At 66.6% G+C, this 22,532-nt stretch carries 14 protein-coding genes; 11 read left to right on the top strand and 3 right to left on the bottom strand.

Annotated elements, in window-relative coordinates; genetic code table 11:
- Nucleotides 1-661, bottom strand: a 661-nt coding sequence (locus VNF92_13525; GenBank protein ID HVA58897.1) for a CPBP family intramembrane glutamic endopeptidase, incomplete at its 3' end; no start/stop codon positions are given.
- Between the two features lie 118 nt (nucleotides 662-779).
- Here VNF92_13525 and VNF92_13520 point away from each other — a divergent pair.
- Nucleotides 780-1,661, top strand: a complete 882-nt coding sequence (locus tag VNF92_13520) for a DNA-formamidopyrimidine glycosylase family protein (protein ID HVA58896.1) — start codon at nucleotides 780-782, stop codon at nucleotides 1,659-1,661.
- 3 nt (nucleotides 1,662-1,664) lie between these two features.
- On the opposite strand, the gene VNF92_13515 is transcribed toward VNF92_13520, so the two are convergent.
- The gene (locus VNF92_13515; protein ID HVA58895.1) at nucleotides 1,665-3,110 is read right to left on the bottom strand and encodes a serine hydrolase; all 1,446 of its coding nucleotides are present in this window, start codon (nucleotides 3,108-3,110) and stop codon (nucleotides 1,665-1,667) included.
- Between the two features lie 113 nt (nucleotides 3,111-3,223).
- Between VNF92_13515 and VNF92_13510 the strand changes: the two genes are divergently transcribed.
- The 7 genes from VNF92_13510 (at nucleotide 3,224) to VNF92_13480 (ending at nucleotide 15,123) form a co-directional block, all read left to right on the top strand.
- Nucleotides 3,224-4,447 carry an MFS transporter gene (locus VNF92_13510; GenBank protein ID HVA58894.1) on the top strand — a complete coding sequence of 408 codons (1,224 nt, stop codon included), beginning with the start codon at nucleotides 3,224-3,226 and terminating at the stop codon, nucleotides 4,445-4,447.
- A gap of 63 nt (nucleotides 4,448-4,510) precedes the next feature.
- Nucleotides 4,511-5,779, top strand: a complete 1,269-nt coding sequence (locus VNF92_13505; protein ID HVA58893.1) for an amidohydrolase family protein — start codon at nucleotides 4,511-4,513, stop codon at nucleotides 5,777-5,779.
- A complete protein-coding gene (locus VNF92_13500) occupies nucleotides 5,776-6,504 on the top strand; it encodes a class I SAM-dependent methyltransferase (GenBank protein ID HVA58892.1) in 729 nt (242 codons plus the stop codon). The genes VNF92_13505 and VNF92_13500 overlap by 4 nt, the downstream gene beginning before the upstream one ends.
- Before the next feature lie 29 nt (nucleotides 6,505-6,533).
- Nucleotides 6,534-6,959, top strand: a complete 426-nt coding sequence (locus tag VNF92_13495) for a hypothetical protein (GenBank protein HVA58891.1) — start codon at nucleotides 6,534-6,536, stop codon at nucleotides 6,957-6,959.
- Nucleotides 6,960-7,066: 107 nt separating this feature from the next.
- Nucleotides 7,067-9,172, top strand: coding sequence for a hypothetical protein (locus VNF92_13490; protein ID HVA58890.1), 2,106 nt, complete (start codon nucleotides 7,067-7,069; stop codon nucleotides 9,170-9,172).
- Nucleotides 9,173-9,304: 132 nt separating this feature from the next.
- Nucleotides 9,305-12,184, top strand: coding sequence for a prolyl oligopeptidase family serine peptidase (locus VNF92_13485; GenBank protein HVA58889.1), 2,880 nt, complete (start codon nucleotides 9,305-9,307; stop codon nucleotides 12,182-12,184).
- On the top strand, nucleotides 12,181-15,123 hold the full coding sequence (locus VNF92_13480) for a prolyl oligopeptidase family serine peptidase (protein ID HVA58888.1): 2,943 nt from the start codon (nucleotides 12,181-12,183) through the stop codon (nucleotides 15,121-15,123). The genes VNF92_13485 and VNF92_13480 overlap by 4 nt, the downstream gene beginning before the upstream one ends.
- Before the next feature lie 93 nt (nucleotides 15,124-15,216).
- Here VNF92_13480 and VNF92_13475 read toward each other — a convergent pair whose 3' ends face one another.
- On the bottom strand, nucleotides 15,217-16,068 hold the full coding sequence (locus VNF92_13475; protein HVA58887.1) for an SAM-dependent methyltransferase: 852 nt from the start codon (nucleotides 16,066-16,068) through the stop codon (nucleotides 15,217-15,219).
- A gap of 250 nt (nucleotides 16,069-16,318) precedes the next feature.
- Between VNF92_13475 and VNF92_13470 the strand changes: the two genes are divergently transcribed.
- The 3 genes from VNF92_13470 to VNF92_13460 all read left to right on the top strand — a co-directional run.
- Nucleotides 16,319-17,551, top strand: coding sequence for a TonB family protein (locus tag VNF92_13470; GenBank protein ID HVA58886.1), 1,233 nt, complete (start codon nucleotides 16,319-16,321; stop codon nucleotides 17,549-17,551).
- A 371-nt stretch (nucleotides 17,552-17,922) separates the two neighbouring features.
- Entirely contained in the window at nucleotides 17,923-21,045 is a 3,123-nt protein-coding gene (locus tag VNF92_13465) for a SusC/RagA family TonB-linked outer membrane protein (GenBank protein ID HVA58885.1), read from the top strand.
- 30 nt (nucleotides 21,046-21,075) lie between these two features.
- The coding region (locus VNF92_13460; GenBank protein HVA58884.1) for a hypothetical protein at nucleotides 21,076-22,532 on the top strand (1,457 nt) is incomplete at its 3' end.

Below are 22,532 nucleotides of genomic sequence, written 5' to 3'. Positions count from 1 at the left end.
GCGGGGCCATGCGCACTGCCGCCAATACGTTGTACGTGAAGTGCACGGCGATGGCGATCCAGAGCGTGTGCGTGAACACGACGAGGGCCTGCTTGACGAGGGCGATCACGAAAATCACTCCCATGCTCTTGGCGCCCTGGGGAATGTGAGCGGCGGCGAACGCCAGGGCGGAGAGCACCCCCGCCACGATGCCGTTTCCCGTCAGGATGGCCAGCATGGCGAACAGCACGCCGCGATAGGTCAGTTCCTCCGACACCGCCGCCACGGCCGCGAGGGCCGTGTACGGCACGGCCTCGCGCAGGGTGCGCGGCACGAAGCCCAGCACCCACATGCGCTGTCGCTCGTCCTCACTGCGGATCACGCGCGATACGCCAGCCATGACGCTGACCAGGGCGAGCGCGGCCGCGCCGGCCAGCGCGTCGCGCGGCGTGACCTCTACGGGTCCCAGGAAACGCAGCCCCTGCAACAGGCCGGCGTACCAGGCGATGCCGAACAGGAGCAACTGGGTCGCCATGGCGTTCCAGTGCATGTGCGTGCGGGATGGAATGGCCGCTGGGCCCTCGGCGCTGCGCGTGCGGCGCGCCGTATTGACCGCACCGTACGGCACCCCGACGACCACGAACGCCAGGAAGAACCACGACGAGAGGGACAGGCCGTTCACACGCGCTCCGGACTGGGCGAAGAAAGGAACCGCTGCAACGTAACTCCCCGGCCGCCCGTGTCCCATCGCCACCGCTCTCGCGCGATGCCGCGAGCTCGAGCCATCATCCAGTTCACCGATGCCCGAACTCCCTGATATCACCGTCTACGTGGAGGCGCTCGGCCGGCGGGTGCTGGGACGCGCAATCGTCCGCGCCCGTCTGCTCAATCCGTTCGTGTTGCGATCGGTGGAGCCGCCGCTCTCGGCGCTCGAAGGGTGGGCCGTGCGCGGCGTCTCACGGGTGGGCAAGCGTCTGGTGCTCGAGATGGACGACGAACTGTTTCTCGTGATGCATCTCATGATCGCCGGCCGGCTCCGCTGGCTGGCGCCCGGCAAGAAGCCCCCCGGCCGCCTCGCGCTGCTCGCGCTCGATTTTGGCAACGGCACGCTGGTGCTCACCGAGGCGGGTAGTACGCGGCGGGCATCGGTGCACGTCGTGCGTGGACGCGAGACGCTGCGCGCGTTCGATCGTGGCGGGCTGGACGTGTTCGCGGCCACGCGCGACGAATTCGCTGCCCGGCTGCGGGTCGAGAATCACACGCTCAAACGATCGCTCACCGATCCGCGGCTGTTCGACGGCATCGGCAACGCCTACTCCGACGAGATCCTGCACCGCGCCCGCCTGTCGCCGCTCAGGTTGACGTCGAAGATGTCCGACCACGAGATCGACCGACTGGTCGAGGCGACGCGCGAAACGCTGGCCGAGTGGACCGAACGGCTCCGCGCCGAGGTGGGCGACGGATTTCCGGAAAAGGTCACCGCGTTCCGCGAAGGGATGGTCGTGCACGGCCGCTTCCGGCAACCGTGCCCGGTGTGCGGCGCGCCGGTTCAGCGCATCCGGTACGCCGATAACGAGACGAACTATTGCGCGCGCTGCCAGACCGGGGGGCGGCTGCTCGCCGACCGCGCCCTCTCCCGGCTGCTCAAGCAGGATTGGCCGAAGTCGCTCGACGAACTCTGAACGTTACCTGATCCTCGTTGCCGTCTGGTCCACGCCGTTCTGGTGCAGCACCAATCCGGTCACAGCGCCCGAGGTGTCGCGGACGAACCGGATCTGCGCGTTCACTTCCTTGATGAAGAAGCCGGTGGGTGATTCGGGCCAGAGCCGGATGCGCTGCTGACCGGTGGCCTGTAAGAACAGGCTGTCGTCATGCAGCGTCACCTCGAGTTTGAACGTGGGTGCGAGCTGGTACGTGCCGACGAACGGCGCCATCGCGCTGGCCGGCAGCTCGATGGCGGTGTGCGGCCTCATCGGCTCCGGCTTCGGTGCGAGTGGGATGACCGGATCGAGCAGGTGGAAGCCGATGTCGTCGGCGCCTGTGCCCCCGGTGTTGGTCATGACCACGACGCCGATCTTCTTCGATGCGATGAACCCGATGAACGTGCGGTAGCCGCCCGTGCCGCCGTTGTGCCAGACGATCGTATCCGGGCCCGCGTTCAGGCTGAACCAGTTGAGCCCGATGCGGAGGTTGGGACTCCCGCCCGGCGCGCGCTCCTCCTGCGCGAAGGCCATGGCCTTCTCCAGCGCCCCGCGTTCGGGGTGCAGATTCGCGGTCAGGAACTTGAGCATGTCCTCGGTCGTGGATCGGATCGCGCCGGCGCCGGCCAGCGTGGGCAGATCCCAGTTGGGCACCACGTGTCCCTGTTCGTCGTGCCCCAGCGCGAGGTGCGCTTTCATCCAGGGTGTGAAGGTGATGGCCGTGTGGTCCATGCCCAGCGGCTGCCATACGAGGCGCCGTTCCATCTGCTCGTACGACATCCCCGTCGTGTGCGATAGCGCCCGGCCGAGCAGGCCGACGCCGAGATTCGAATACTCGAATTCCGCGCCGGGATCACGGGGCAGGGTGTACTGCGACAGGAAATCGTACAGGTCCTGCACGGTATAGTCGGCGTACGGGTTCGCTGGATCCTTGGGATGGAAATTGGTGGGCAGGCCTGGCAGGCCGGAATTCTGCTCCGAGAGATTGGCCAGCGTGATCTGCTTGCCGTCGCGCGTGGGCATGTGCACGTCGGCGGGGAGGTACCGCTGCACCGGGTTGTCGAGGCTGACCTTGCCCTGCTGCACGAGATCGGCGAGCGCGGTCGCCGTGAACACCTTGGAGATGGACCCGATCTCGAACACGGTGTTGCCGTCGAGCGGCGGCTGCCCAGGCCCAGGATCGCCGAAGGCGACGATCCGCGTCGTGCCGTCGGCGTCGAGCAGTCCGATCACGATGCCCGTGCTGCGCTTCTCGGCCACGCGCTGCCTGATGATCGCGAGCACGACCGAATCGGGCGGCAGGGGCGCCGCAGCGGCGGCCGTGATGGGGCGGGACGGCGCGGGGCTCGACGGCGCGGACGCGGCCGCGACGAGGAGCGGAAGGATCAGCGGAACCCGGTGGAGCAGCGCGGGTAGGGTCATCGGCATCATCGAGTGCTCGTGAAGGATCTGCGTCCAGTGTATCAGCGCGCGCGCGGGTGCGCCAATCGCGGCGCGCGGGCACGGCTGGCGATCCCCCGGCGCGATGTTACTTTGGGCGCTGCATGACGACCTCCGACCTCGACCCGCGCCGGTGGCGACAGCTTGTACTGCTGTCATTCGCCGAGTTGTTCGGCATGTCGCTCTGGCTCGCCGCCGCCGCCGTGGGGCCCCAGTTTGCGGCGCGGTGGCAGCTGACGCCATCGGAAACCGGGTGGCTGGTGACGATCGTGCAGTTCGGCTTCGTGCTCGGCACCGCGGTCGCCGCGGTGCTGAACCTAGCCGACGTCATCCCCTCCAAGCGGCTGTTCGCGGCCTCGGCGCTGCTCGGCGCGGTCGCGAACGCAGCCCTGGTGCGCGCGCCGAGCTACGAGAGCGCGCTGGGATGGCGGCTGCTCACCGGGTTCGCGCTGGCCGGCGTCTATCCGCCGGCGATGAAGATGATCTCGACCTGGTTCCGGTCACAGCGCGGGCTCGGCATCGGCACGATCGTCGGCGCGCTCACCATCGGCAAGGCGAGCCCGTATCTCGTGCACGCCTTCCCGGGCGCCGGCATCGCCACCGTGCTGTTCACCGTGAGCGGGTTCGCCGTGCTCTCGTCGGTGATCGTGACCGCGGCCTACACCGACGGCCCGTATGCGTTTCCGTCGCGGCCGTTCTCATGGTCGCTGGTCGGAACGGTCATCGGGGAACGGCAGTGGCGGCTGGCTACCGGCGGCTATCTCGGCCACATGTTCGAGTTGTATTCGATGTGGACGTGGGTGCCCGTGTTCATCACGGCGAGCGCGGCCGCGGGCGGGATGGTGCTGGGCACGCGGACGAACGAGATTGCGTCGCTGGTTTCGTTCCTGGCTATTGCGGCCGGGGGCGCGGGATGCGTATGGGGCGGCCTAGTGGCCGACCGCCGGGGCCGCGAATGGCTGGTCACGGTCGCCATGGCGGCCAGCGGCACGTGCGCGCTGCTCATCGGGCTCACGTTCGGTCACGCGTTCTGGCTGGTGGCGGTGGTGGCGCTCGTCTGGGGATTCTTCGTGGTGGCCGACTCGGCGCAGTTCAGTGCCCTGGTCACGGAGAGCGTGCCGGCGCACGCCGTGGGCACGGCGCTCACCCTGCAGACCTCGATTGGTTTCCTGCTCACGATGGTCTCCATCCAGCTCGTGCCGCCGGCCGAGGCGGCCGTGGGCTGGCGGTGGGCATTCACCGTGCTCGCCATGGGGCCGGCATTCGGCATCTGGGCCATCGCACGGCTGTCGGCGATGCGGCGCGCGCGTGAGCCCGTCGCGGCGTAGCACGTGACTCGATTGCGCGCGCTGCGGACTTGCGTGAGTTTGCGGAGCATGCGGTGCCGGGCGGTGATTCCCTTCTTCATGCTGGCGGCGTGCGCGCCGGCCTCGGCGCAGCGCGGCCAAGCGCGCGACGTGCCGATCCTCGTGCGCGACGTCACGCTCATCGACGGCACCGGCGCGGCCCCGCGCCCGCATATGGACCTCCTGCTCACCGGCGGGCGCATCGCGGGGATCGCGCCTGCCGCCTCGGGCCCGACGGTCGACTCGGTGATCGACGGCCGCGGCCTGTACGCCATTCCCGGCTTGATCGACGCGCACGTGCATCTCGGCACGGGCCCGTGGGCGGAGCGCGCGGCGACGCTCGAGCACGCGCTGCAGGGCGGTATCACCTCGGTGTTCGATCTCGCGGGCGACGCGCGCGCCACGGGGGACCTGCAGCGCGCGGTCGTGGCCGGGCAGCTCGCCGGGCCTCACGTGTACTACGTGGCACTGTTCGGCGGGCCCAGATTCTTCACCGACCCGCGCACGGTGGACGCCTCCCGCGGCTACGCGCCGGGTACGGCACCGTGGATGCAGGCGGTGACCGATTCGACGGACTTCGCGCAGGCGGTCACCATGGCGCGCGGCACCGGAGCGGTGGCGATCAAGTTGTACGCGGCGCTCGACTCCACGGAGGTCACGCGCGCCACCGCGGAGGCACACCGGCAGGGCCTGCGCGTCATCGCGCACGCCACGACCTTCCCCGGGCTACCGAGCGATCTGGTCTCGGCCGGCGCCGACGTGCTCGCGCACACGCCGTACCTCGTGTGGCAGGGCAGCCCGCGCAACGATGACTACCCCGGCCGCGCCAAGGGCGACTTCCTGCACGTGCCGGCCGATTCACCGGCGATCAGGCAGCTGCTCGAGTCCATGCGGGCGCGCGGCGTGGCGCTCAATCCCACCCTGTGGATCTTCGCCGAAGAGCTGCCGCACGACTCGGTGAGCCGCCTGCGCACGCCGTGGATGTTCGCCGTGACGCGCGAAGCAGCGCGGCTGGGCGTGCGGATCGTGGCCGGCACCGACGCGCTGCTCGACCCCCAGCACGACTCCCTGCCCATCCTCCACGACGAGCTCGCCCTGCTGGTGCGCGACGCCGGGCTCACGCCGCTCGAGGCGATCACCGCCGCCACCGAGAACGCCGCGTGGGCGATCGGTGTGGACAGCCTTCGCGGCACGCTCGCTGCGGGGAAGGCGGCCGACCTTGTCCTGCTCGGCGCCGATCCGGCTGCCGACATTCGCAACACACGGGCCATTCGCGTCGTGATCGAGGACGGCCGGGTCGTGCGACCGCAATGAATCGCGAATACTGGGACCGGCAGGCCGCGGGCTGGGACGACGAGATCTTCGACAGTCTGCGCGAAGACGTCCGCGGCGTGATCCGCCGGGCTCTGCGGACTGCGGCGGCGCGTCACCGCGAGGTGCTCGACTTCGGCTGTGGGGTTGGGGGCTACCTGCCGCTGCTCGCCCGGATGTTCACGCGCGTACACGCCGTGGATTGGTCGGCGCCGTGTGTGGCCCATGCCAGACGCCGGGTCGCGTCGCTCGCCAACGTCACGGTGGAACGCAGCACGCCGCGCGTTCTGGCGCGCCTGGACCGCCGTTTCGACTGCGTGGTGTCGGCCAACGTCGCGATCCACCCCGACGCCGGCGTGCGGCGCCGACTGTGGCGCTCCATACGCCGCGTGACGAAGCGCGGCGGGCAGGGCATCTTCGTGGTGCCGTCGCTGGAGTCGGCTGCGTACTGCGAGTTCGTGCGCCGCCTCACGGCCCCCGGGGCTCCGTCGGCGTACGACTTCCATCCGAAGATGCGCCGCCCGGAGGCGGGCACCGTGAGCATCGAAGGCGTGCCCACCAAGCACTACACGGGCGACGAGGTCGAGGCGACTTTGGCGCTGGCCGGATTCCGGCTCACCGAACTGTCACGGGTGCGCTATGCGTGGACGACCGAGCAGCTCACCCCGCCGCGACGACTGCACGCCACGCTCCCCTGGGACTGGCTCGTGGCGGCACGGGCAATGTGACCTTCCCCATCCGGAGAGTCCCACAGGCGATGCCGACGTATTTCGTGCGCGAGGCAGACTACCCGGGCGAGCAGAGTTGGCGGCTGCTCGACTGGTGCTCGCGTCGCGGCGCCGACGAGTTCAGTCTGGCGTTTCTCGGGCCGCCGTACGTGCCCAGCACCACATGGGCGCATGTGGACGAGCTGCTCGTCCCGTTCCGGCGTCGCGTCGCGAGCGCCGGCGACCGCTGGCTGCTCACAGGCGAGACCGTCACCGTGTTGCGGGACCTGCTGCCCGGCGGCCTATTCACGTATACGCCCGCCGAGTCATCGCTCGAAGATCTGACGGTGTATCGCAACGGGGGGACGCTGCTCCGGATCGTGACCCGGCAGGGCGTGGGCATCCTCCAGATTCGCGACGACGAAGCGGCCAGCCTCGCACGAGCGAAGCTCCCGATTCACCGGCGGGCGCAATAGCGCCGCGCCTCCCACGACGGCCCGCCCGCCTTGTCGGCCGCGGTCTGGCCCTGCATGATCCGGGCGCCACGCACGTCTCACATTTGAATCCGGGCCGGGAGTCCGCCATGCGCGCTTCGTTCGTCGTCATCACCGTCCTGATCGCCGCCGCCGCGGCACCGGCATCCGGCGCCGCGCAATCGGTGGCCGGGCCGCCCAACACGCCGGCGGTTGCGCGTGTCGTCGACGGGAGGGCCACGCTGACCTACGACGGGCGGGTGATCTTCTCGGCCACCATCGCCAGCACCGGACCGCGCGCCGAGGTGCGTACCCTCGTCGACACCGCGGGCGGCGCAGTGACGCAGGTGCTCAAGTGGACGGTGCGCGGCGGAGCCCGGTTGACGCTCGCCGGAACGGTTCACGCGGGCCCGCAGGCGTTCGCATGTGCAACCGAGCCGGGGCCGAACGAACTCGCCATGGTGCGCAACAGCGTCGGGCCCAGCGACAATCGTCTGAACCGTGCCGTCTACGACCGAGGATCGGACTGGGCCCTGTCGGTGGATGAACCCACGGGGGCCGCCGTCACGTCGCTCGGTGAGGCGGGCGACAGCACGGCGTTCCTGGTCCGCGCCTCGGGGTCGGAGATCATTCTGCGGTTCCGCCCGCGCTACTACCAGAAGCACCGGGGCCTACGGGAGTACCGTCCCTGGACGTATGACGTCTGGACGGGTTCGGTCGCGGGTTGGACGTCGTGGTACGCGTTTCTCGACCGCGTGACGGAGCGGGACGTGGAAAGAGCAGCCGATGCGCTGCACGACGTACTGGCACCGTTCGGCTATACCTACCTCCAGATCGACGACGGCTACGAACAGGACCCGATCGGCACGCCGGCCCACTGGCTGCATCCGAATGCCAAGTTCCCGTCCGGGCTCGATGGATTGGAGCGTTACATCGCCGCGCGCGGTCTGGTGCCGGGCATCTGGACCAATGCCAGTTTCGCCGACAGCGCGTATGTGTTCACTCATAAAGCGGAATTCGTGACCACGGCGGACGGCGCTCCGGCGTACGGGAACTGGGTCGGTTACGTGATGGACGCGTCCAACTCGGCCACGCTCGACCATCTGGTGCGGCCGGTCTACGACTCGCTGGCCCGGATGGGGTGGGGCTACTACAAACTGGACGCGCTTCGCCACCTGCGTTACGAGGGCTACAACAGCTACGCCGACTATTTCCGTGCTCGGGGGCTGGACCGCGCCGAGGTATTCCGCCGGTTCGCGCAGACCGTCCGCGACGCCATCGGCCGCCGGGCCTTCCTGCTCGCCTGCTGGGGCATTCGCCCCGAACTCATCGGGATCGTGGACGCCGTGCGCGTCGGCACCGACGGCTTCGGCTACGGTGGATTCGCCGAATACAATTCCTTCAACAACGTCGTCTGGCGTAACGACCCCGATCACATCCAACTCACCGCGCCGGATGCCTATCGCGCGGCCACCCTCGCGTCGCTCACCGGCTCGCTGCTCATGCTCACCGATCGGCCCGATGTGTACCGCACCCCTCGGGCTGAGATCGCCAAGCGCACGGCACCCGTATTGTTCACCCGGCCCGAGCAGCTCTACGATGTCGACCCCACCCGCTCGGCGCTCGTGGGGCGCGCGGCAACCGAGGTCAGCGGGTCGGGCCCGCGCCCGTTCGACGCTGACCAGCGCCTCACCGTCCCGCTGTATCTGCTGGATGTGAACCGGCCGTTCGAGCGCTGGTCGGTGCTCGCCCGCACGGGAGGCGCCGATAGCGCCCGCATCCGGTTCGCCGACCTCGGCCTCGACCCCCAGCGCGATTATCTGGTGTTCGAATTCTGGTCGCGCCATCTGCTGGGCGTGTTCCACGGCGAATTCGCGCCTGGCCCCATCGACCCGCGGCTCGATGTGCAGGTGTTCTGCATCCGCGCACGCGTCGCGCATCCTCAGGTGGTGGCCACCAACCGGCACGTCACCTGCGGCGGCCCGGATCTCGAACGCGTGACGTGGAGTGGCGACACCCTGTCGGGCCAGAGCGATCTCGTGGCGAATGATGAGTACGACATCTATCTCACGGAACCCGCCGGGTTCCGGTTCGCCGGCGTCACCGCGGCGGGAGCCCGGCTGGTCGGCAACTCGCGCACGGGATCGGTGCGGGTCGTCCGGCTGCTCTCGGCCACCAACGCCGGCGTATCGTGGACCGTACGCTATATGCCGTAGCCCCAACCGCAGCCCGCCGCCCGCCGCAGGTCAGAAGTCATCGTCCCGTCCCCGGGGCGCCCCCGACTTGTCGGATGTCGGAACGCCCTGCATGATGGTCGCGCCACCCTCGCCCCACTTCCGGAGTTCCCCATGCGTCGTTCTCCCATTCCGGCGGCCGTTCTCTCCGTCGTCGTGGCGCTCGCCGTGGTCGCCGCCGCACCCGCCCGCGCGCAGGCGCCGGCCGGTGCGCGTGTGGCGGCCGCCGCTCCATCGTCCTCCGACCTCAAGATTCTGAACGTCGAGGATTACGGCCGCTGGAAGCGCGTGACGTCTGCCGATCTGTCGCCGGACGGAACGTGGATGACCTATGCCTATGCGCCGAATACCGGCGACGATACCCTGTTCGTGAAGCAGCTCGACACGGGCAAGCTGTACTCGATTCCCGTGGGCTCTGCGCCGGCATTCTCCGACGATTCGCGCTGGGTGGGCTACTACGTGAGTCCGCCCGAGCGCGCCGGACGCGGAGGCCGGGGAGGCCGTGGCACGGCGCCCCCCACTCCCGAAGGGCGGGGCGGACGGGGCGCCGCACCAGGCGCGGAACGGCGGTTCGAACTGCTGAACCTCGCCACGGGCGACAAGTGGTCGGCCCCCAATGCGCTGGCGTTCAAGTTCGCCAAGGGGTCGAAATTCCTGGCCGTTCACCTGAACAGAGAGTCGCGTGCCGACACCACGCACCACGGCTCGGACCTGCTGATACGGGATCTGTCCAGCGGCGCAACGCGCAACATCGGCAACGTAGGGCAGTACGACTTCGACGCTGCCGGCAACCTGCTCGCCTATACCGTGGACGCAGCCGACCACCTCGGGAACGGCATCTATCTCGTCGACCTGGCGAACGGTTTCACACGCCCGCTCGACGCGATGGCCGAGGAGTTCGATGGCCTCGCCTGGAGCGACACCGGTGCGGATCTCGCCGTGCTCCGCGGCACCAAGCTCAAGGGCATGAAGCAGAACGACAATGTCCTGCTGGCGTGGACGGGTCTCAGCGCGCAGGGCGGAAACGAAACGACCTACGATCCGAGCAAGGCCTCCGACTTTCCCAAGGGGTTTGTGCTCAGCCAGTTTGCCGCACCACGGTGGAGCGACGATGGGTCGCGCGTGTTCGTCGGCATCAAGCAGCAGGAAGAGGAGTTGCCCAAGAGTGAGGAGCCGCAGGCCAACGTCGATGTCTGGCATTGGAAGGACGCCGAGGTGCAGTCGGTGCAGATGGTGCGACTGCAGCAGGAATTGCGGTCAACGTTCGCGTCGGCCGTGCTGGTGCCCTCGGACCGGTTCGTCCAACTCACCGACAGCGCGATGAGCACCGTGCAGATGGTGCAGGACGGCAGTTGGGGCGTGGGACGGAACGACACCACCTACCGCGGCGAAGTCGCGTGGGGCGGAAGCCACGCCGATTACTATCGCGTGAACACGGCCACCGGGACCCGCTCGCTCATCGCCGACAAGCTGTGGCGCACCATGGGCACCTCGCCCGACAGCAAGTGGTTCCTGTACCTCCAGAACAAGCACATCTATGCGTACAACGCCGAGTCGGGGAAGAGCATGGAAGTGGACGGTGGGATGAACTTCGTGGATACCGACGATAACCACGCCTACGAGCGCCCGATCTGGGGGTTGGCTGGCTGGTCGAGCGACGGCAAGTCGGTGCTCGTCTACGACAAGTATGATGTGTGGCGGCTGCCGCTCGATGGAAGCGGCAAGCCCGTGAACCTCACCGAGGGCGTCGGTAAGGCGCAGCAGATCCAGTTCCGCGTCGTGCGGCTCGATCTCCCCAATAGTGGAGGGCGTGGCGGCCGCGGTGGCGGGCGCGGCGGTCTCGGTGGCGGTCCTCGGACCGAGGACCACGGCATCGATCTGTCCAAGCCCATCACCCTTTCGGCATACGGCGAGTGGACCAAGAAGTCAGGGTACTGGACGCTGGAGCCGGGGCAGGCCCCCAGGCCGCTCATCTATGAAGACAAGATGATTGGTCAGGCGTCCAAGGCCGAGGCCGCCAACCGCGTGATCTTCACTGAGCAGACATTCCGGGAGTTCCCCGACTACTGGGCGAGCAACACCTCGTTCCAGGCACCGGTCAGGGAGACCGACGCCGATCCGTTCATCGGCGAATATGCATGGGGCAGCCGGGTCCTCGTCGATTTCACCAACAGCAGGGGCCAGCACCTGCAGGCCACGCTTACCCTGCCGGCCGGGTATCAGCCGGGCAAGAAATACCCGATGCTCGTCTATTTCTACGAGATCCTGTCGAATACGCACCATCAATTCTCGATGCCGACGTTCGACGATCGGCCGCAGATGTCCACGTACGCGAGCAACGGATACCTGGTGCTGGAGCCGGACGTCGTCTATCAGATCGGGGCGCCCGGTTCGTCGGCGCTGGACTGCGTGACCAGTGCCGTCAAGAAGGTGATCGCGATGGGGTACGCCGACCCGGCCCACATCGGCCTGCAGGGGCACAGCTGGGGTGGCTATCAATCTTCCTATATACTCACCCAGAGCAACCTCTTCGCCGCCGTGGTCACGGGGGCCCCACCCACCGACCTGATCAGCTTCTACGACGAGTTGTATCCGGGCACCGGCACCGTCCAGCAGGGCATCACCGAGGTCGGGCAGGTGCGCATGGGCGGAGACGTCACGCCGTGGAATCACACGGCGCTCTACGAGGAGCAGTCGCCTCTGTTCAACGTCCCCAAGATCACGACGCCGTTCATGATCCTGCAGGGCACGGCGGACAACGCCGTCGACTGGGATCAGGGGCTCGAGTTCTACAACGCCGCCAGGCGGAACGGGAAGAAGGTGATCTTCCTCTCGTATCCCGGTGAGCCGCATCACCTGGCCAAGAAGCCGAACCAGATCGACTTCCAGATTCGCATGAAGCAATTCTTCGACCACTACCTCAAGGGAACGCCGGAGCCCGACTGGATGAAGCACGGCGTGCCCCAGGTGGACAAGGGAGAACCGATTCGATGACCGCGCATTCGCTTCGATCTGCAGGCCGCCGCGCGATGGTGCTGGCGCTCGCCGCCGCCCTGCTGCATCCGGCTCCGGCGTCCGCCCAACGCGGGGGCTCCGCCGAACCCGCCGCGCACAAGACAGCGCCCGACGGCAAGAAGATCCTCACGCTCGCCGACTACGGACCGTGGAAGCGCATCACCGCGGCGGCGATCTCCGACAACGGCGCCTGGATGACGTACACGTTCACGCCCAACGACGGCGACGACACGTTGTTCGTCCGGGCGCTCGATCACGACCAGCTGTACACCATGCCGACCGGCGCCGCAGAGGTGGGCGGCCGCGGTGGGCGAGGCGGGTTCGGCGGCGGCGGGAGCGTGCAGTTCTCCGACAACTCACAGTGGATCGCCTACTTCGTGAATCCGCCCGGTGGGGCTGCCAACGGAAGGGGACGTGGCGCCGGTAACGGCGGCCGCGGCGGTCGTGGCGGACGGGGAGCCGGCGCCTCGAGGGCCGGCGACAACGGCGCGAGCGTCGGCGTCGTGCGGCATCTCGAACTGCTCAATCTCGCCACCGGCGACAAGTACGACGTGCCTGGCGCGAGTGCGTTCCGGTTCGCGGCAGGCTCCCAGTGGCTGGCCATCAAGATGAACGGCACGCCCGGCGATACGTCGCACCGCGGCACGGACCTTCTGCTGCGCCGTCTGACCACGGGGGTCACGCAGAATATCGGCAACGTGGACGAGTACGACTTCGACACCGCCGGCAATCTGCTAGCGTACACCGTGGATGCCACCGGCCGCCTCGGCAACGGCGCCTACGTCATCGATCTGTCCACGGGTGAGACGCGGGCTCTCGACAGCAAGCCCATGGAATACGTCGGGCTCGTGTGGCGCGATTCGTCCACGAGCCTCGCGGTGTTGCGCGGTGAGAAGCCCAAGGACAAACAGCAGCGCGAGAACGTGCTGCTCGCCTGGCCTGATGCCGCGGCGCCGGTCACAGCGGTCGTCGAATGGGATCCGGGGCACGACCCGGCGTTCCCCAAAGGATTCGTACTCAGCGAATTCTCGGCGCCGCGCTGGAGCCCCGACGGCACACGGCTGTTCATCGGCATCAAGGAGCAGCAAGACACGCTGCCGAAAGCCGAGGCACCGCAGGCCGACGTGGACGTGTGGCACTGGAAGGACGTCGAGCTGCAGTCGCAGCAGATGCTCCAGATCAATCAATTGCGCCGGGCCACGATCAGCAGCGCCTTCATCCTGGCCGGCAGGCGTTTCGTGCAACTGGCCGACAGCGCGATGAAGACCGTCACGCCGACTGCCGACGGGCGGTGGGCGATCGGTCGCGATCCCACGCCATATGAGTACGATTATTCCGAAGGCGCCCCGGCGCGCGCCGACTACTATCGCATCAGCACGGGAACCGGAGAGCGCACGCTCATCGCCAAGCATCTTCTGCGCACCATGGGCACGTCTCCCGACGGCAAATGGTTCCTGTACCTCGAGAACCGGCACGTGATGGCGTATGACCTCGCCACCGGCAAGACGCTGAATGTGGACGCAGCCACGGGCAAGAGTTTCATAGACACTGACAACGACCAGGCGGCCGAGAAGCCGATCTGGGGCGTGGCCGGCTGGTCGAAGGATGGCCGCGCCGTGCTGCTCTACGACAAGTACGACGTCTGGTCGCTGCCGCTCGATGGGGCGAAGGGGCGCGACCTCACCGGCGGCGCCGGTGCGGCACAGCAGGTGGAGCTACGGCTGGCTCGCTTGGGCGGGGGCGGTCGTGGCGGCCGCGGCGGTTTTGGTTTCGGAGGCGGCCCCGCCGAGACGGTGGACCTGTCGCAGCCACAACTGCTCACGGCATACGGCGAGTGGACCAAGAAATCCGGCTACTGGCAGTTGCCCGCAGGCGGCGGCACGCCAACGCCGCTCCTCTTTGCTGACAAGATGATCGGCGAGGCGCAGAAGGCCAAGGATGCCGACCGCGTGATTTTCACCGAGCAGACCTTTCGCGAGTTCCCCGACTATTGGGTGAGCGACGCGAAATTCTCGGTGCCGCGCAAGCTCACCGAGGCCAATCCTCAGATTGCCGACTATGCCTGGGGCCGCCGCGTGCTGGTGGACTATACGAACAGCAAAGGAAAGAAGCTGCAGGGCACGCTCACCCTGCCGGCCGACTACCAGCCGGGCAAGAAGTATCCGATGCTCGTGTACATCTACGAGATCCTGTCGAACACCGACCACCAATTCTCCATGCCGGTGTACGACGACCGGCCCCACATGAGCGAGTACGCAAGCGACGGCTATCTGGTGTTCGAACCCGATATCGTGTACGAGATCGGGAAGCCGGGGTCCTCGGCCCTCGACTGCGTCACGGCTGGGGTAAAGAAGGTGATCGCGCTCGGCTACGCCGATCCAAACCACATCGGCTTGCAGGGCCACAGCTGGGGCGGCTACGAGTCGTCGTTCATCCTCACGCAGACGAACATGTTCAAAGCCGTCGTGACCGGGGCACCGCTCACCGACCTCGTCAGTATGTACGACGAGTTATACAAGCAGAGCGGCCAATGGAACGGCGGCATTCTGGAGACCAGCCAGGGTCGCATGGGTGCGAACGTCACGCCCTGGAACGCCACCAAGTTGTACGAGAGCCAGTCGCCGGTGTTCAACGTGACCAAAATCCAGACGCCGTTCATGATCCTGCAGGGCACCGCGGACGGCGCGGTGGACTGGGACCAGGGGCTCGAGTTCTACAATGCGGCCCGGCGCAACGGCAAGAAGGTGATCTGGCTGTCGTATCCCGGCGAGCCGCACCACCTGGCGAAGACGCCGAACCAGAAGGATTTCCAGATCCGGATGAAGCAGTTCTTCGATCACTATCTCAAAGGCGCGCCGGAGCCAGATTGGATGAAGAACGGCGTGCCGCAGGTGGACAAGGGAGAGCCCATCAAATAGGGAGCGGTCAAGATTGGGGACTGGTGTCTGACTCCTCATCTCTCGTCCGGACACCAGCCCGGCGCGAAGGTCCTGGCGCCGGGGAAGGTCGACTCACGCGCGTTCGAGCAGCACGACGCCGGACATTCGGCGGAACTCCTCCTGCGTGCGCTTGGGGTAGAGGCGCCCGACCACGCGCCAGAACCACATTCCGCGCATCTCGCGGCGCAGTCGATGCGCCTCTTCCATCGTGGACCGGAACTGCGCCGCCATCCACCCGAGCGGCGTGAAGAAATCCGTGCCTACGGCAGGCGCGAATCGAAACGGCGCGTTGCCCTTGGCCACGCTCTTGCCCCACGTGCGCTGCATGATCTTGAGCAGGCGCGGGCTCGCCAGATCGATGAGCCAGAACGAGACGTTCGGCTGGGCGTGCAGGTCGGCCGCCAGGCTCGCCACCTGCGGCTCCGTGAGGTAGATGAGCAGCCCCTCGGTCACCACGAACACGCGTTTCGACTCGGCGCCGATGCGCGCGAACAGCGCGCGCCGCGCCACATCGTCGGTGAGATCGGTGGCCACGGATTCGTAGCGGCAACGGGGTGTCTCATCGCGCAGCGCTTCGGTCTTGTACCCGAGGATCGCGGGCAGGTCCACGTCAATCCACCGCAGCGACGCCGGGAGGTCCAGTCTCCACGGGCGCGCGTCGAGTCCCGCGGCCAGGTTCACGATCGTGTCCACGCCGTGCCGGGCGATGGTGTCGAGGATGATCTCGTCGAACACGGCCGTACGCACGATCATCGCCCAGGCCATGGCGCGCCCTTGCTTCATGGTGTCCACGATGTCGTCGCCGCGGTCGCCGGCCAGCCGGCGCGCGTACGGGTCGCGGAAGATCGCATCGGGCCGCGCCGTCTCCATGGCGCGATACACGGCAACCCATCGGGCGGTGTCGGAGATGTGTTCGATGGGCATCGGACGCGGAGGGGGGGGCGAGCCGGCGAGCGCGAGCCCATATCTATCGGTCTCGAGCGTGGCTTGCCAGAGGCCGCTGGGCCCCGGCCGGAGGTTGCGGCGATGGACACATCACGCGAACGCGTTCACCATGGTGGCTACGGCGGTTCTTGTAGGGGTCTCGTAAGCATGGGTGGAGGCCCGCCCGGCAACCTTGCGCCCGCGGCTCGGCTGAAGCATGCATTAGTCGAGGAGCTCGCTGGGAGAGTCCATGACCATTTCAGGCAGCGGTCGCGCGGTTCGCGGGTGCTTCGTCGTGCTCGCGGCGGCGGGATTGCTCGTGGCGTCCGGCGGGCGGAACGTGGCGCGAGCCCAACGATCCGGCGTACCCGTGGCCGCGGACACCCAGCCCAAGGGAACCATCCTCGGCACCGTGCGCGACAGCGCCGGTGTCGCCGTGCCGGGGGCCCGCGTCGATGCCGGAGCGAATATTGCGGCCACCACCGATTCGGCGGGGGAGTTTACCCTGCGCGATGTGCCGCAGGGACCGGTCGTGCTCACCGTGCGGCGGATCGGATTTGCTCCGGCGATCACCTACTGGGATCTGGGGCCGGATGCGCTGTCCCTCGACCTCCGGATCCACGCCTTCCCCACCGTGCTCCCAACCGTGTACGCGCAGGCGCGGCCCCAGCCGTACGATGCGCGTCTGGCGGGGTTCAATGCTCGACGGGCTTCGGGGCAGGGATTCTACATCACGCGCGGAGAGATCGATTCACTCGGGACCTTTCGCATGACGGACGTGCTCACCCGGGTTCCCGGGGTGCGGGAGTACACCATGCGCGGCGCGCTCGGCACCTCGGTGACGCTGGCCGGTTCACGATGCCAGCCGCTCGTGATGGTCGACGGCTTTCCTGCGGCGCTGGGGAGCTTTGATCTGAACATGATCGATCTCTCGACGGTCGAAGGGATCGAGGTCTATCTGCACGGTTCGTCGGTTCCGGCGTCCCTCTCGGGGCCGTATGGCATGGAGGCGTGCGGCGTCATCGCGATCTGGTCGAGGCCCATGCGGCCGAACGTGCGTGCCGATCAGCTCCCGCCCGAACATGCGCCGAACCTCGACTCGCTCCTCAAGGCGAACGTGGTGTATACGGCGGCGACGGTGGATCAGCCGGCGGGATACGACAGGGGCACAGCGGTTCCGATATATCCCGATTCCCTGTACCGGGTGCGGGTGCCGGGCCACGTGGTGGTGCGATTCGTGGTTGACACGGCGGGGGCTGTGGAGATGGCGACGATCGAGGTCGTATCCGCGACGGCGGCGCCATTCAGTGCCGCGGTGCGGCGGGCGCTACGGGCTGCGAGTTTCTCGCCTGCAAGGATTCGAGGGCGGCCGGTGCGCCAGTTGGTGGAGATGCCGTTTGACTTCCGGCCCAGTCCAACGGATTCCGTGCCCAGCTCCTCTTTCAGAGTGAGGCGGCGCGGCTCCGGAGTCCCCTCTATATAGTAGTGGGCCGATGAATTCCAAGTTGATCGGTCAGAAAGACGGAATTCTCATATCCAATTCCGCGGGTGTCTTGACGAAAGGTTGACGTTGGGGAGCGGAGTGCGGGCCCTCGATAATGTGACCTCCCAGTTGGCTCGCAGGGTTGTGACGTTGTACGGACCCTTGCGGGACAGGGGTCTAGGTTGCACACTAGGCAACTGTATCCTGTTTGTTTCTAACCCGATACGAGGATCGCTTCCAAGTTCTGGCAGCGCCTCGACCCGCCAGTATCGAAGTCCAACCGCTGTTCTACCCCGCGCGGTTGGCGGCATGTCTTTCAAATCTCCCTCAGAGACCCTTGGATGAGGACCGACAACATGACCGTGAATGGAATGAGGCGTTGGATTGTCCCGCTCGTAACCGCGTGCCTGGTTGGATTGACGGCGCAGCGGGCGATGGGGCAGGCGACCGTGGTCACCGGCAAGGTGACCAACGAGCACGGCACCGCGATTCCTGGTGCCAGCGTCTCCATCAGCGTGCTCCACGTGGGTGCGGTAACCAACGAAGCCGGCAACTACACGATCGCGATTCCCGATGTGAGCGCCCGCGGCCAGAGCGTCACGGTGAATGCGCGGTACATCGGCTATTCCTCGATGAACCAGTCGGTGACGCTGAGTGCCGGCGCGCACACGCTGGACTTCTCACTCAAGGCCGATCCGTTCCACCTGAATGCGGTGGTCACGACGGGCGTCGCCGATTCGACCTCGCAGAACAGTCTGACGTTCTCCGTGGCGAAGATTTCGGGCTCGCAGATCTCGGCGGTCCCGGCGGCGAACCCGCTGGACGCCCTTTCCGGTCAGGTCGCCGGCTTGAAGGTTGACCTCGGCACCGGCAACCCCGGTGGCGACCCGGCGATCCGCATCCGTGGCTCGACCTGTCTGACGGTGGGATGCAGCACCCCGCTGATCATCATCGACGGCGTCCTCACGCAGGAGAGCATTTCGGACATCGACGCATCGGACATCTCGTCGATCGAAGTGCTGAAGGGCGCGGCCGGCGCGTCGTTCTACGGTTCGAACGCGGCCAACGGCGTCATCAACATCACGACCAAACGCGGCGCCGACCTCGCTGAGAACCACCTGAGCATCACGGCTCATACCGAATACGGTAATTCGGACATCCCGCATTGGCCGGCGGTGAATACGGGCACGCGAAATCAGTTCAACGCCGACGGCAGCATTCAGCTCTCGTCGAACGGGAACAACATCCTGAGCTCGTCGCCGTTCGACGACACGCCGTATCCGACTTCCGGACCGAACGCGTATCGCAATCAGGCCAAGCTCTGGATGAGCAGCAACAACTACTACAATAACGACGTGTCGGTGGGTCTGCGTCGCGGCAATACGAACTTCAACACATCGTACAGCTCCGATCACAACGGCGGCATTCTGCCGTTCAAGAAAGGCCAGTTCCGCCAGAACGTGCGGTTGAACATCGACCAGGGCGTCGGGGCCAAGGCCAATCTCTCGGCCAGCGTCACCTACGGCAACCAGAACAACGATTTCGGCCCGAACTCGAGCACTGGGTTCTTCGACCTGTACCAGGCGTCGCCGATCATCGACTTGGCGCACCCGTATGGGACGGCGGCCAATCCACTCCCGGGATTCACCGCGACGGACTCGAGCAAGTACTTCCCGGTGTTGCCGGCGTGGTCGGACGTGAACGCTCGCCCGAACCCGTTGTTCGACCTGTTCTCGAGTTCTCAGAACTTCAACCGCCAACGGCTGCTCGGTTCGATCTCCGGCAACTGGCGCCCCGTCGATTGGCTGCGGTTCGACGCCAACTATGGCACCGACCGCCTGAGCGCCACGGAGCAGGACTACACGGCGCGCGGTACCCTCAGCACCACCAGCGGGACCCCTGGCCAGGGCGGCCTCAGGAACTACACCACGAATGACATCTCGTGGAATTCGATGTTGCGCGCCACGGCGACCAAGCTGTACCGCAGTCTGCTCTCGACCACCAGCGTGGCGTACCAGTTGGAGAACGATACGTTCAACAACTTCAACGCCGGCGGCTACATCCTGAACGTGAATGGTGTGCCGGATCTCGCGGCGCTGGCGCAGACGTCGCTTTCGGTCGGCTCGACGTTGAACGTGGAGCGGACCACGGACTACATGGTGTCGCAGTCGTTCAACCTGAAGGACCGGTACATCGTTGATGGACTGTATCGCCGCGACGGATCGTCGCTGTTCGGCCCCAACGCGCGGTGGTCCAACTTCTATCGGATAGCGGGTGCGTACCGCATCACGCAGGATTTCCACATCCCGGGCTTCCAGGAGTTGAAGGTTCACGTGGCCCAGGGAACGGCCGGCCTGCGGCCGACCTATGACATGCAGTACGAGACGTACACAATCGGCAACGGGCAGTTCAGCAAGAACACGGTAGGGAACAAGAACCTGGCGGCGGCCGTCTTGACGGAGACCGAGTACGGCATCAACGCCGACTTCCTCAACCGGTTCAGCGGCGAATTGACCTACGCCAATCGCGTGACGGACGGCGCGTTCCTGCAGGTGCCGCTGTCGCTCGCGGCCTCGGGCGGCTTCAACAGCCAGTGGCAGAACGCGGCCAACATCCTGTCCAAGACCCTCGAAGGCGCTCTGCAGACGCGGCTTGTAGATAAGCGGAGCTTCACGTGGGATCTTTCGCTCACAGCCGATCATACGACGCAGGAAATCACCTCGATGAATCACGCGCCGTTCACGGTGAGCGCCGGCGGCCAGGGCCAGGGTGTGTTCTGGTACCAGGCGGGCCAGCCGCTGGGCGTCATCTACGGGACGAAGTGGGTGCACACGTTCGCGCAGCTCCTTGACAACCCGGCCAATGCCGGCGCGCAGGCGAGCAACTACGTCGTGAACCCGCTGGGATACCTGGTGTTGGCGTCCCAGCGTGGCACGGCGAACGAGGTGCCGATCGCGTACGTGGACAAGACCGGCGCCAACAAGTTCATCATCGGCAACGTGAACCCCAACCTCAACTACGGTTTCCAGAACGACGTTCGCTGGGGCCAGTTCGCCATCCACGCGAACTTCGACGGCCAGATGGGTGGGGACATCTACAACTTCAGCAAGCAGTGGATGACCCAGGATCTGCGCAATCCCGGCATGGACATGGTGGGCAAGGCTCAGAACCAGAAGGTGGCCGAGAACTTCTTCACGCTCGGCATCTACAACGGCTTGGATCCGAACCAGTACTTCGTGGAGTCCGGCGCGTACCTCAAACTCCGCGAGCTTTCGGTGGGGTACGATGTGAGTCCGCGGCTGCTGCCAAAGATCGGGTTGGGCCAGGCGTCCGGCCTTCGGATTTCGTTCCTGGCGCGCAACCTGATCACGTGGACCAAGTATTCGGGATTTGACCCCGACGTGGTCTCGGGAAACGACTTCAATTACAAGATCGACGGCTTCCGGTATCCGCCCTTCCGGACGTTCACCGGCCAGGTCGAGATCCGCTTCTAACCCTACCGCCCATTCATGGAGCAGAGACTAATGCATATGCAGCGAACGGTGGGCGCGGTGTTGACGGGAGCGGCGTTGCTGGCTTGCGCCGCCTGCAGTCAGGACCTCAACATCACCAACCCCAATACTCCAGACGTGGCCCGCGCGCTCGCGAGCCCCGCCGATGTCCAGAACCTTGCGGTGTCGTCGGTCAACGCGTGGTACATCGCGGCGACAAGCGCCGGGGGCGATCCTAACCCCTGGGGCATGCTCAACGTAACCGGCGACCTGATGACGCAGAACTACGGCAACTACGGGGCGCGCTTCAACAACCTCGAGCCACGCATCCCCTACAACAACAACCAGGCGAGCGGCGACGCCGAGGTGGCGCAGGCCCCATGGCAGTCCGAGTATGGCGCGCTCGGGCAGGCGAACGACGTGCTCCGTGCGGTTGCTTCAGGCGTGGCACTGCCTGGTGGCACGGGCAAGTACTCCGTGCTGGCCCAACTTGCCCAGGCTGGGGCGCTGATGGAGTTGGCCCTCGTGTACGACAAGGCATTCCCGGTGGACGAGGCCACGGCGGTGGCGGCCTTCGTCCCCTACGATAGCATGGCGGGGTTCACCAAGGGTAAGATTGACAAGCTCATCGCGGCCACCGCGGGACAGTCCTATACGTATACGGCCGGGGAGTTTCCGGCGTCCACCACCGCGCCGCCCTCGAGATTCAGCAATGGCGGCACGGCGGGCGGCGGTCTCACGGCTTCCGTGATAAATCGTCTGGCCAACACGTGGGGCGCGCAGTTGCTGGCCTATACGCCCCGCACGGCGGCCCAGGCCGCCACGGCGAACTGGGCGCAGGTGCTGGCCTACGCCCAGAAGGGCATCGGCACCGGCACGGCCGGTTCGCCCATCGACTTCAGCGTCGTCGGCGACGGCGGCAACAGTTGGTACTCCCTGTACACCGCATACAACGACCTTCCGAGTTGGATGATGGTCGACCTGAAACTGATCAGCCAGATGGCGCCCAACGTGCCGAGTCAGTACACCGGACTGCCAGCGTCGCCGGCGTCCGCGTACGATGCGGTGTGGGCTCCGCAGGCCCCCTATGATGCCAGGTTGGGCACCGATCTGACCAACGTCAACGCATATACGACCGGTGTCGACGATAGCACGGATTACGTGTACGCGCGCCAAGTGCAAGGGAGCGCGGCTCGTGGCATCTACATGCAGAGTCCGTATTACCACGTGCGGTACATCAGCTATTCGTGGCAGGCTGCCGTCTCATTCACGGGGCCGCAGCCATTCATCCTGGCGGCCGAGAACGACCTGTTGCAGGCCGAAGCGCTCGTGCGTACCGGCGGCAACCTCGCCCTGGCGGCCCAGTTGGTGAACAATACGCGTGTGAATCGCGGACACCTTACGCCGCTCACCGCGTCCACGAGCACGGCAAGCTTCCTCCAGGCAATCACGTACGAGCTGGAAGTGGAGTGCAATGCCACGGACGGCTA

The sequence above is a fragment of the Gemmatimonadaceae bacterium genome (assembly GCA_035533015.1).
In the GTDB taxonomy this organism is placed as follows: domain Bacteria; phylum Gemmatimonadota; class Gemmatimonadetes; order Gemmatimonadales; family Gemmatimonadaceae; genus JAGWRI01.
The sequence above is the reverse complement of the archived record's forward strand: the minus strand, read 5'-3'. Positions and strand labels throughout refer to the sequence as shown.

Bases quoted from the DNA above. Each gene is read 5' to 3' on its own strand.
- VNF92_13480 (HVA58888.1), top strand. From the start codon at position 12,181: ATGACCGCGCATTCGCTTCGATCTGCAGGCCGCCGCGCGATGGTGCTG.
- VNF92_13470 (HVA58886.1), top strand. From the start codon at position 16,319: ATGACCATTTCAGGCAGCGGTCGCGCGGTTCGCGGGTGCTTCGTCGTG.
- VNF92_13465 (HVA58885.1), top strand. From the start codon at position 17,923: ATGAGGCGTTGGATTGTCCCGCTCGTAACCGCGTGCCTGGTTGGATTG.
- VNF92_13475 (HVA58887.1), bottom strand. From the start codon at position 16,068: ATGCCCATCGAACACATCTCCGACACCGCCCGATGGGTTGCCGTGTAT.
- VNF92_13500 (HVA58892.1), top strand. From the start codon at position 5,776: ATGAATCGCGAATACTGGGACCGGCAGGCCGCGGGCTGGGACGACGAG.
- VNF92_13495 (HVA58891.1), top strand. From the start codon at position 6,534: ATGCCGACGTATTTCGTGCGCGAGGCAGACTACCCGGGCGAGCAGAGT.
- VNF92_13490 (HVA58890.1), top strand. From the start codon at position 7,067: ATGCGCGCTTCGTTCGTCGTCATCACCGTCCTGATCGCCGCCGCCGCG.
- VNF92_13520 (HVA58896.1), top strand. From the start codon at position 780: ATGCCCGAACTCCCTGATATCACCGTCTACGTGGAGGCGCTCGGCCGG.
- VNF92_13515 (HVA58895.1), bottom strand. From the start codon at position 3,110: ATGATGCCGATGACCCTACCCGCGCTGCTCCACCGGGTTCCGCTGATC.
- VNF92_13510 (HVA58894.1), top strand. From the start codon at position 3,224: ATGACGACCTCCGACCTCGACCCGCGCCGGTGGCGACAGCTTGTACTG.
- VNF92_13485 (HVA58889.1), top strand. From the start codon at position 9,305: ATGCGTCGTTCTCCCATTCCGGCGGCCGTTCTCTCCGTCGTCGTGGCG.